Consider the following 9,868-nt stretch of genomic DNA (forward strand, 5'->3'; position numbering starts at 1 on the left):
AGGAATAAACTTGGGAGAAGATTCTGTTCTCGGTTTTCATCTTGTAGGGATTCTTGCTTTTTCCCTATCTACCCAGATATTTTTCTTTTTGGCAACCCTTGTCTTGTCAGGTTTTGACCCACTTGTGTCCGTCAGTCAGCGATGAATGAACAACGCGCCCAAGCTTATGTTAATTTAATTGAACAGTTGCTTGCTTGTACTGATGATGAGGAACCCAATTAAAATTAGGGAAAATAGCGATAAAAATCCCGTCGATGTAGAACACGCATCATTTCTACCTTATTTCCTTGTACTTCTATTCCGATACGATAGTCACCAACACGAATACGATAACGATTAGGATAACCCTTCATCGCCTTAATATTACTTAAAACCTCCAAATTGATAGCTAAGGGGAGTCTTTCAAAAGCAATATCGACGATTTGATCATATATAGGTTGTTTTTTCAACTTCTTTAAATCTTTTAAAAATAATTGGCGATACTCAACTTCCAAATTATTCCTCCAGATATTGTAATGCTGTTTGACGGTCTAATAAAGGGGTTGACATCGCTTCATCCATTGCTTGACTTAGACAATAATCTTCTAATCTATCCGATAACTCATCTAAGGCAATTTCCGCTTCAGGAAAGATTTGTTTCCACACTTTAATAGGGATAACAACCCCTGTTAGTTCACCATTTGTATCTCTCAGGTACTCAATTTCTAACATTTAACGCTTCGGATTATCATTAGTTTTATATCTCCCGGCATTTTGTGGGAAACTATACAATAATATACCAAATAATAACAAGTAGCGCCATAAATTCTGATGTATAATGACTTTTAAGGGTAGTTTGGGGTTGAAGGGTACGGTTATGGATGAAGCCAAATTACAAACTTATGTTAATTTAATTGAACAGGCGATCACCGTCATTTCGATGGTGTGGAGTCTCTTTATGCTTTCTCTTCGCCAGACCAATTGATGGCCGACTTCAACTCTGACATTTTGAGGTGAAATTATGAACACGGTCGTTCTTGAAGTTCGCTCCTTGACTGACACCCTTGCCGATGCCGTTCAAGCGATGAAAACGGGTCGAGCAGAAAAAGAAGTTCGTATCAGTTTTGCTACCCCCGAACTTCTCTGGAAAGTTCTGACTGCCAAGCGGTGGGAACTCCTCAAAGCTATGTGCGGTGCTGGCCCCATTTCTATCCGTGAGGCGGCGAGGCGAGTACATCGGGATGTTAAAGCAGTACATGGAGATATTACGGCACTTTTAAATGTCGGTATTCTGAGTCGTGTAGCAGATGGGAGTGTAGAGTTCCCGTTTGAAGCGATCAAGGTTGAATTCATGTTGCAAGCCGTTTGATCGCCAGATTAGCAGCGATCGCCAATAAAGAGGATACCTGAAGCAAAAGTATTATCATTCTCTCGAAATTATTAAGGATATCCTAAGAATAGATTTTGAAAAGTATGGGTATCCTGCCAGCGATAGATTGAAAAATCGCGGCGATCTGACGTTAAAATTTTCCCATGCCCTAAGTTTTCAGCTAATACTACTAATGAAGCATCAGCTAGATCCATTGGTATATCTTCATAACGTTTCATAAGTTGTTGCATTCGTCTAACATGATTTGAGGCTCTTCTCGACTTTGTGTGATAATTTTTGCTTATGGAATCGTGAAATGCTTATCAGGCAAGACTTTTAGTGCTATTTGGCGGAATAAACTATCAGTATAGACCTCGTTTCCACACAGAAACCAGAAGAGCCGATTTGATTGTAACTCAAATACTTCAAAACCACCTGCTAAGAAATTTTGGATAAATAGCAATTGAGCATGATTACCGAGACAAGTTAGCAAAAGGTAACAAGTTTCGGTGACAACACACCAGGTTGTTATTAGGGGTTCTCGCAATCTTTGAATTACAAGCTGTGCTTGCTGATGATGATTATCTTGCTCATTGGCGAGAGCCAACCAGAAGCCTGTATCAACTATAATCATGTTTGGCTGACCATTCTTCCTTCAGAATAGTTTTATAATTAGTAGAAAGATCGGGCGAACCTTGTCCACACCCAATAAAACCGCTTTCTTTCAGCACTTTAAGGGGATCTGAGTTACGCGGGTGTAGTTTGGTATATTGTTGCTCAATAACTTGATTGAGCAGGGTAGTGATATCCTGATCGCTATGTTGTTGGATGTAGGCGAGTTTTTCCCTTTGTTCTTGGCTAAGATGAATGGTGATGTCCATAGTCTTTCTCCTTAATAATGTCTAAACTATGATTAGAATGATTGAATGATAAACTATGATTAGGTTATCTTTGACAATCATGAGTGTTTATTATATTATACGGTCGCTCTCTCAAAAAAAATCACAGTCCATCACATAATCACATCAATCACAGTACAGACAATGAACGAACAACGCGCCCAAGCTTATGTTAATTTAATAGAACAGTTGCTCGCTTGTACTAATGATGAGGAACTCAATAATATTCTGCAAGCAAATCAGGAATTTATTGATCCCGATTTTTTGCAGGTGATGGAAAACTATGCAACAGGGTTAAAATAATAAGGATACAATAACCATGCAGATTTATTTAACACAAAACTTTGGGCAATATCTCAACCCTCAAGCGAGAAATATAGAAGAATATGAGGTGTTTTTAACTGTTGGGGACATTGACAACAGGCTAAGGTGTTGTTAGTATGTCCAACATGAAGGCTACCGCGATCATTTGTCGTCGCGTCATCTTGGCCCCAGACGCATTCGCAGAAGTCACTGTCTGGCCTGTTCCCCAACCAGTTCTGCCATTGGAGCATCCTTACGTTATATACTTAAAAGTAGGATAAGAAATTGTTTAGAGAGTGATCCAAAACTTTAAAGATAAAGAAGCTCAAAAAGTTTTTGAACGTAAACATTCGCGTAAATTGCCATTAGATATCCAACAAGTGGCATTGCGAAAATTGCGGATGCTTAATCGTGCGGAAACCCTGCAAGATCTTCGTGTCCCACCAGCAAATCGATTGGAACGTCTGGTTGGTGACAGGGAAGGTCAATATAGCATTCGGGTTAACGATCAATGGCGAATTTGCTTTGTCTGGCAAAACGGTGATGCTCTAGACGTAGAAATCGTTGATTATCATTGAGGTAAAATAATGAATGAAGATAAACTAATGCCAATTCATCCCGGTGAGGTTCTTTTAGAGGAATTTATCAAGCCAATGAACCTTAGTCAGAATCAAATAGCTCTGGCTCTTGGAGTTCCCGAACAATGTATTAACGAAATCGTTCACGGAAAGCAGCCTATCACAGCGGATATAGCTCTTCGGTTAGCTCGTTATTTTGATATGTCACCGCGATTTTGGCTGGGATTACAAATGGATTACGATCTGGACGTTGTTGAAGATGAAATAGGAGATCAATTGGACAAAGAAGTTGCTGTAATGACAGTTATTTGTGCAGAAAAGTAATTTGTTTGATATGTTCTAAGGCAGAAACTTGGAATATATCAAACAAATTTGGCAGCAATCGCCCTTGACAATCACGAATATTCATTGTATCCAATTATATTATATGGTGATTCTCTAGAAAAAATCACAGTCCATCACATAATCACAAAAATCATAGTTAAGACAATGATGGTTTTCTGAAAACACAAATAACCTTGACGGAGGAATCAATGCTAGAAATCAGCAAAAACTATGTATTAGACAACAATCAAAAAACGATTGCCGTTCAGATTCCCATTGCTGAATTTGAAAAAATCGAAGAAATTCTTGAAGATTATGGACTCGCAAAAATGATTGAAGAAGTTGAAAATGATCCAACTCTTTCCAAGGAAGAAGCCTTAAAATACCTAGCATCAATCAACAATAACAATGTGGAAAGTTGAATATACAAAAAGATTTCTAAAAGAATTAGCGTCTTTACCTCAAGATATACAATCTAATATTAGATTAATTGTTTTTGAGGAATTAGAAGCTAATAATCCTTATGAATTAGGGTATTTAAAGAAAATGAAAGGCTACAAAGATAAGTATAAAATTAGAATAGGAGATTATAGGGTTGGCTTAACTCTTGACAAAAAAAATCAAAAGATTATCTGTCAAAGAGTTGCCCATCGCCGAGAAATTTACAAAACTTTTCCTTAAGTATTTCAGTATTTTTTCTCATTGATTCAAATGCAACGGTTATGGATGAAGCCAGATTACAAGCTTATGTTAATTTAATAGAACAGTTGCTCGCTTGTGCTGATGGTGAGGAACCCAATATTCTGCAAGCAAATCAGGAATTGATTGACCCTCAATTTTTGCAGGTGATGGAAAACTATGCAACAGGGTTAGAAGAACAAGGAAATCATAATCCTGTTGCTTGGTTACGGAATATGGCGCAACAGTTGAGGCAGTTTCTCACCCTTCGACTGGTCAATACTGGATTTAGGGCAAACGCATCTAAATTCTAGATTCCTTATCTAATAAGACTTTCAGCGTTTCAGAAAAAATCAACCATGATCTCGAAAACCCTTATCCAGCCTACCTTTCAAAAATAAGATGCGTTCCCCCTGATACTGGATTTAGGGAGATTGTATTTTTTGAAAAGCTATAATATAATTAATTATGATTATTCAGATAATATTGTTCAATGACTATGACCAAAACTAATCTTGCCAAAAATCTCAAAGAAGCTTACCGAGTTTGTAATCTTGATCCTCTAAGGGGTGAAGCTATGAAACGATATTATGTTGATTTATCAAAAGTTCGCAATACCAAAGCTATAGGTCAAGTTGATACAATTCTTGAATTTCAAGAACCTGAAAAATTTACAACAATTTTATTTACAGGTCATCGTGGCTGTGGAAAAAGCACAGAATTAAGGCGAATTCAGGAAAGATGGCAAGAAAAATATTTTATTGTTTATTTAGAAGCTGATCGGGAAATTGACATTGAAGATGCGCGTTATATAGACTTATATTTAGTATTAATTAAGCAAATTGAATATGAACTCAGACAACGAGGAATTAAGTTTGATGATGAACTTCTGAGTAATTTTGAAGCTTGGTTTAAAGATATCACAGAAGAAACAGAGGAAACCGTTGAGAAGTCTGTGAGTATGTCGGGAACTTTAGATGTTAGTTCCTCTCCCTTTCCTATTCCTTTTGTAGCTAAATTATTAGTGAAATTATTAGCACAAATTAAAGGGTCTGATAAACGTAAAAAAACAATTCGTCAAACCTTAGAACAAGATATTTCTCGCTTACAAGCTGATGTAAATTTTTTACTAGATGATGGGTTTAGAAAATTACAGCAAAAATTTCCTCAATATCAAGGATTTTTAGTAATATTCGACAATTTAGATCGAGTAACACCAGAAGTAGGCGATCATTTATTTTTCGATTATGCAGCACAGTTACAAGCCTTGGGATGCAATATTATTTATACTGTGCCAATTTCTACAATCTATTCAGCTAAAAAAGTCAATAATTTTTTCGATAACTCTAATATTGTCCCGATGATCAATATCTACAATTTACAAAGAAATAAGCCCGATTTAGACTATCAAGAAGAAGCCTTAAAAGCTGTTGCTAAATTAATTGAAGTTAGGGTTAATGTTCAGGATGTTTTTGCTAATTACGATGATTTATTAAGTTTAGCTAAAGCTAGTGGCGGTCATGTTAGACAACTAATGCAAATGATGAGAACTGCTATTACTTCAGCAAATGCAAAAGGCGGCTCTAAAATTGATAGTGAAGACGTACAAACTGCCATTAAACAAGTACAATTTGATTTTGAAAGAGTCATTCCTGATGAGCATTATACTCATTTAGTAAATGTCTATTTAAACAAGGAAATTAATAACAATCAAATTGGACAACTTATGTTATTTAATACTTCTGCCTTAGAATATAATGGTAATGATAGATGGAACTATATCAATCCAGTTGTTGAATCTATTCAAGCTTTTAAAAAGGTATTAAAAAATGTTAGAAACTAAATCTTTCTCTATTTCTAATCATCGTTTATTTTTAGTAAAAAATCAGCAGAGATTAGCTGAGTTACTAACTTTTATTGATTTTGCCGAAGGATTAACTATTGGCTTTATTGAAGTTAACCGCAATGAGGAAGCTAACTGGATAGTTGAGAGTTTAATGAATAATTCTCAATGTCAAAATATACAATTTATTGTTTTAAATATAGATGATTCTCAGGTGCGTTTTTTATTAGATGAAATTTTAAACTATTTATCTAAAAATCCCCCTTTAGAAGATAAAAAGCAAGTGTTAATTATCAAAGGATTAGAAAATTCTATCGGATTTAAGGATTATCCCCCTATTTTACAAAATCTCAATTTTGTTAGAGACGCTTTTACTTATGATGTTCCTTATCCCATATTATTTTGTTTACAAAACGATACTATTACTAGATTTGCTAGATTTGCCCCTGATTTTTGGGCTTGGAAATCAGGTATTTTTAAGTTTGAATCTCTACCAGAAGAAAAAAATATTGATCGTCAATTTGTGAATTTTGCTCGGGTTCTTGAACGAGATGGAGTATCAGAAACTCAAGCAAGAATTGATCTATTAACTAGATTATTTGCAGAGTATTCAGCAGAAAAAAATATATCTATGATGATAACAACTTTACAGCAATTAGGGGTTGCTTATTACCGTAGAGGAGAGTTACAAAAAGCGAAAGAATCTTTGCTAGAAGCTTGGAATTTAAGTAATCAAATAACATCATTAGAACCGACAAAAGTAGCCACTCTTGAGACCTTGGGTTATGTATATAAGAAATTAAAGAAATATGAGGAAGCAGAAACAATTTATCAACAGGTTTTGAATGTTTATTCTGAGCAAAATTTTTCTCAAAAATGGGCTAAAATTCAAAATAGTTTAGGTAATGTTTATCTTGACAAGAATCAAGGCAGTAAAGCTGATAATTTAGAAAGGGCTATCTATTGTTTTAATTCTGCTTTAGAAGTATATACCCGTGATAGCTTTCCTTCTGAATGGGCAATGACACAAAATAATCTGGGGGTTGCTTATAGTAATCGCATCAGAGGGGAAAGAGCGGATAATTTAGAGTTAGCTATTGTTGCTTATAACCAGTCATTAGAAGTATATACTCGTGATAGCTTTCCTGAACAATGGGCAATGACACAAAATAATCTGGGCAATGCTTATAGTGATCGTATCAGAGGGGAAAAGGCAGAAAATTTAGAGTTAGCTATTGTTGCTTATAACCTGTCATTAGAAGTATATACCTGTGATAGCTTTCATTATGAATGGGCAGGAACACAAAATAATCTGGGGAATGCTTATAATAAGCGCATCAGAGGGGAAAGGGCAGAAAATTTAGAGTTAGCTATTGTTGCTTATAACCTGTCATTAGAAGTATATACCCGTGATAGCTTTCCTTCTGAATGGGCAATGACACAAAATAATCTGGGCAATGCTTATAGTAATCGTATCAGAGGGGAAAGGGTAGAAAATTTAGAGTTAGCTATTGTTGCTTATAACCTGTCATTAGAAGTATATACCCGCGATAGCTTTCCTTATGAATGGGCAATGACACAAAATAATCTGGGCAATGCTTATAGTGATCGTATCAGAGGGGAAAAGGCAGAAAATTTAGAGTTAGCTATTTTTGCTTTAAACCAGTCTTTAGAAGTAATAACCCCGACTGCTTATCCCATAGACTGTTTACAAACAGGACGAAACTTAGGGAATGCTGCTAACCTAATCGAAGACTGGGAAACCGCTATCAAAGGCTACAATTTAGCCATCGAAGCGTCAGAAATCATCCTACTAGAAGCATTAAACCCCCAACAACAACAAGAAATCCTCTCAGCCGCTATAGACCTTTATTATGGTATAGTTCAATTCTATCTCAACCTCAATAAACCAGATCGCGCTTTAGAATACGTTGAACGTAGCAAAACTCGCTATCTAGTCCAATTGCTTACGGAACGAGATATCTATCCTAAAGGTAATATCCCCCAAATAATTATTACCGAATTAGATCGCCTCCGTCGTGCCATTATTGGCGAAGAACAACGGTTAGCCATCCAAGAACAAACCCGCAATAGGGGAGAAATTTTACCCCTAGATCAACAAAGACAACCCATCTTAAATGACTATACTCACCTCAATCAATTAAAACAAGAATTAAATCAACTAATTGACCGAGAAATCACCCCCATAGATCCCACTTTTAGCTTAACTCAAAAGGTTGAAAGCATTCCTCTAAGTGAGATTCAATCCTTGATTGATCAAGATACTGCTATTTTAGAATGGTATATTGCAGGGGATAGTATTATGGCGTTTATTGTTACTAATGAGGGTTTGATCCCCCCTAACCCCCCTTCAAAAGGGGGGAATAGTGAGGTGAAAGGGGTTAAAGTTTGGCAATCTTCAGCAGAAGATCGAGAAAAATTGATTGATTTTATTAAGGATTATCGTGATGCTTATGAAAATAATAAAACCGCGTGGATTAATAATCTTAATGATTGTTTAAATCAACTATCAGAAATTCTCCACATTGATGAACTTTTAGAACTGATTCCTAAATCTTGCTCTCGTCTCATCCTAATTCCCCATTGGTTTTTACATATTATTACCCTTCATTGTTTACCCCTAAAAGATGGACAATTTCTCTATCAACGCTTTTCTAATGGTGTAGGATACGTTCCCAGTTGCCAACTCTTAAAACTGGTAAAATTATCACAGCGAGAAAACTTTACTCGTCTTTTTGCCATTAAAAATCCCACCAGAAAAGACCTAAAACCACTCTTAGGAGCAAATCTAGAAATCGAGAGAATTAGTCAAGGATTTGCTGCTGAAAAAACTATTATTATTGGTGAATCAGAAGCATCAAAACAAACCCTAGAAAACCGTCGTCAAGAATTACAAGCATCCCATTGTCTTCACTTTTCCTGTCATGGTAAATTTGATAATGAATCCCCTAGAGATTCCGCTTTAATGTTAGCAGATCCAGATAGTAACTTAGGAGAATCAGCTAACCTAACTTTGGCAGAAGTATTTGAGAAATTTGATTTAAGAGAATGCCGTTTAGTCACACTTTGTTTTGGTGAAAGTGGTATAATAGAAAGTAAAGCTGATAGTATTAGTGATGAATATGTGGGTTTACCCAGTGGTTTTCTATTTGCAGGTAGTTCTAGTGTAGTTAGTACCCTTTGGACAGTAGATCCCCTAGCAACAACCTTATTTATGACTAAATTTTATCACAGTCTTAAACGAATTTCTATCCGAGATGAAGGAAGTATCGCTATTGTTTTAAATCATACTCAAACTTGGTTAAAAACATTGAACAGTAAAAAATTAGCCAGAATTAAAGATAATCAAAAATTCCAGCAATTACTCGATCGAGTTTTTGAGAATAAACGGGATAGAAGAAAATTCCAAGACTTATTAGAAGCTGCGGTTAAACGTGAACCCTATCCCTTTGCTAATCCCTATTATTGGACGGCATTTATCGCTACAGGGGTTTAATCTATTGTTCCTTGAGAATACAATTAAGTTGAGGTATTCTCCCCCCTTTTTAAGGGGGGTTGGGGGGGATCACTTTGATTTAAGAATCAGAACAATTTTGACAAAATTTATCCAGTCCCTGATCTATAATATAAACAGCAACGATAGCCGATAAAATTTCCGCAACTTGCGGAGGACACATCAAATATCCTACAATAATACCTGTTAGAGTAGGAATAAGTGCGGGTAAATATTTTTGGTTCTTCGTTACTTGGTATGGTTCGATAGGGGGGCATAAATCGACTAAATCCTTATCTGGTAAGAGACTTAATTGATTAGTTGGCTCTAGAGCAAAAACAATTGACAAAAATCGCTAAGTGCCTTTCTCTATAAGGGTTC

At 35.9% G+C, this 9,868-nt stretch carries 15 protein-coding genes and 1 pseudogene; 10 read left to right on the forward strand and 6 right to left on the reverse strand.

What is annotated here, in order from left to right; genetic code table 11:
• Window positions 1-224: 224 nt before the first annotated feature.
• Window positions 225-494 carry a type II toxin-antitoxin system RelE family toxin gene (locus tag IM509_RS03885; RefSeq protein ID WP_052277430.1) on the reverse strand — a complete coding sequence of 90 codons (270 nt, stop codon included), beginning with the start codon at window positions 492-494 and terminating at the stop codon, window positions 225-227.
• Window position 495: 1 nt separating this feature from the next.
• Window positions 496-711, reverse strand: a complete 216-nt coding sequence (locus IM509_RS03890) for a RelB antitoxin-like protein (RefSeq protein WP_002786275.1) — start codon at window positions 709-711, stop codon at window positions 496-498.
• A gap of 106 nt (window positions 712-817) precedes the next feature.
• Here IM509_RS03890 and IM509_RS03895 point away from each other — a divergent pair, with 106 nt between their 5' ends.
• Window positions 818-964, forward strand: coding sequence for a hypothetical protein (locus IM509_RS03895; RefSeq protein WP_155726632.1), 147 nt, complete (start codon window positions 818-820; stop codon window positions 962-964).
• A gap of 36 nt (window positions 965-1,000) precedes the next feature.
• Window positions 1,001-1,348, forward strand: a complete 348-nt coding sequence (locus IM509_RS03900; RefSeq protein ID WP_002751511.1) for an HVO_A0114 family putative DNA-binding protein — start codon at window positions 1,001-1,003, stop codon at window positions 1,346-1,348.
• A 71-nt stretch (window positions 1,349-1,419) separates the two neighbouring features.
• On the opposite strand, the pseudogene IM509_RS03905 reads toward IM509_RS03900, so the two are convergent.
• The 3 genes and pseudogenes from IM509_RS03905 to IM509_RS03915 all read right to left on the reverse strand — a co-directional run.
• Window positions 1,420-1,617 (reverse strand): annotated as a pseudogene (locus IM509_RS03905) (PIN domain-containing protein); the annotation flags it as partial.
• A gap of 32 nt (window positions 1,618-1,649) precedes the next feature.
• Window positions 1,650-1,982 carry a PIN domain-containing protein gene (locus IM509_RS03910; protein ID WP_260441339.1) on the reverse strand — a complete coding sequence of 111 codons (333 nt, stop codon included), beginning with the start codon at window positions 1,980-1,982 and terminating at the stop codon, window positions 1,650-1,652.
• The gene (locus IM509_RS03915; protein WP_002737535.1) at window positions 1,969-2,229 is read right to left on the reverse strand and encodes a hypothetical protein; all 261 of its coding nucleotides are present in this window, start codon (window positions 2,227-2,229) and stop codon (window positions 1,969-1,971) included. Before IM509_RS03915 ends, IM509_RS03910 begins: the two co-directional genes overlap by 14 nt.
• Window positions 2,230-2,391: 162 nt before the next feature.
• Between IM509_RS03915 and IM509_RS03920 the strand changes: the two genes are divergently transcribed.
• From IM509_RS03920 to IM509_RS03955, 8 genes are all read left to right on the forward strand, one after another.
• Complete coding sequence (locus IM509_RS03920; RefSeq protein ID WP_167341555.1) at window positions 2,392-2,550, forward strand: hypothetical protein; 159 nt, start codon at window positions 2,392-2,394, stop codon at window positions 2,548-2,550.
• Window positions 2,551-2,846: 296 nt separating this feature from the next.
• Window positions 2,847-3,128 (forward strand): type II toxin-antitoxin system RelE/ParE family toxin, encoded by a 282-nt coding sequence (locus IM509_RS03925; protein WP_002740810.1) that lies wholly within the window; start codon window positions 2,847-2,849, stop codon window positions 3,126-3,128.
• A gap of 9 nt (window positions 3,129-3,137) precedes the next feature.
• Window positions 3,138-3,452 carry a HigA family addiction module antitoxin gene (locus tag IM509_RS03930; protein ID WP_036399402.1) on the forward strand — a complete coding sequence of 105 codons (315 nt, stop codon included), beginning with the start codon at window positions 3,138-3,140 and terminating at the stop codon, window positions 3,450-3,452.
• A gap of 209 nt (window positions 3,453-3,661) precedes the next feature.
• Window positions 3,662-3,874, forward strand: a complete 213-nt coding sequence (locus IM509_RS03935) for a RelB antitoxin-like protein (RefSeq protein ID WP_185237768.1) — start codon at window positions 3,662-3,664, stop codon at window positions 3,872-3,874.
• On the forward strand, window positions 3,861-4,133 hold the full coding sequence (locus tag IM509_RS03940; protein WP_185237769.1) for a type II toxin-antitoxin system RelE family toxin: 273 nt from the start codon (window positions 3,861-3,863) through the stop codon (window positions 4,131-4,133). Before IM509_RS03935 ends, IM509_RS03940 begins: the two co-directional genes overlap by 14 nt.
• 41 nt (window positions 4,134-4,174) lie before the next feature.
• Window positions 4,175-4,444 carry a hypothetical protein gene (locus IM509_RS03945; RefSeq protein WP_185237770.1) on the forward strand — a complete coding sequence of 90 codons (270 nt, stop codon included), beginning with the start codon at window positions 4,175-4,177 and terminating at the stop codon, window positions 4,442-4,444.
• A 179-nt stretch (window positions 4,445-4,623) separates the two neighbouring features.
• The gene (locus tag IM509_RS03950; RefSeq protein ID WP_185237771.1) at window positions 4,624-5,973 is read left to right on the forward strand and encodes an AAA family ATPase; all 1,350 of its coding nucleotides are present in this window, start codon (window positions 4,624-4,626) and stop codon (window positions 5,971-5,973) included.
• Complete coding sequence (locus IM509_RS03955) at window positions 5,960-9,490, forward strand: CHAT domain-containing protein (protein ID WP_272079465.1); 3,531 nt, start codon at window positions 5,960-5,962, stop codon at window positions 9,488-9,490. The genes IM509_RS03950 and IM509_RS03955 overlap by 14 nt, the downstream gene beginning before the upstream one ends.
• 79 nt (window positions 9,491-9,569) lie before the next feature.
• Here the strand turns inward: IM509_RS03955 and IM509_RS03960 are convergent, their stop codons facing one another.
• Window positions 9,570-9,836, reverse strand: a complete 267-nt coding sequence (locus IM509_RS03960) for a hypothetical protein (protein WP_272079466.1) — start codon at window positions 9,834-9,836, stop codon at window positions 9,570-9,572.
• Window positions 9,837-9,868 lie beyond the last annotated feature (32 nt).

Origin of the sequence: Microcystis sp. M31BS1 (genome assembly GCF_020245285.1) — a bacterium.
In the GTDB taxonomy this organism is placed as follows: Bacteria; Cyanobacteriota; Cyanobacteriia; order Cyanobacteriales; family Microcystaceae; genus Microcystis; species Microcystis panniformis.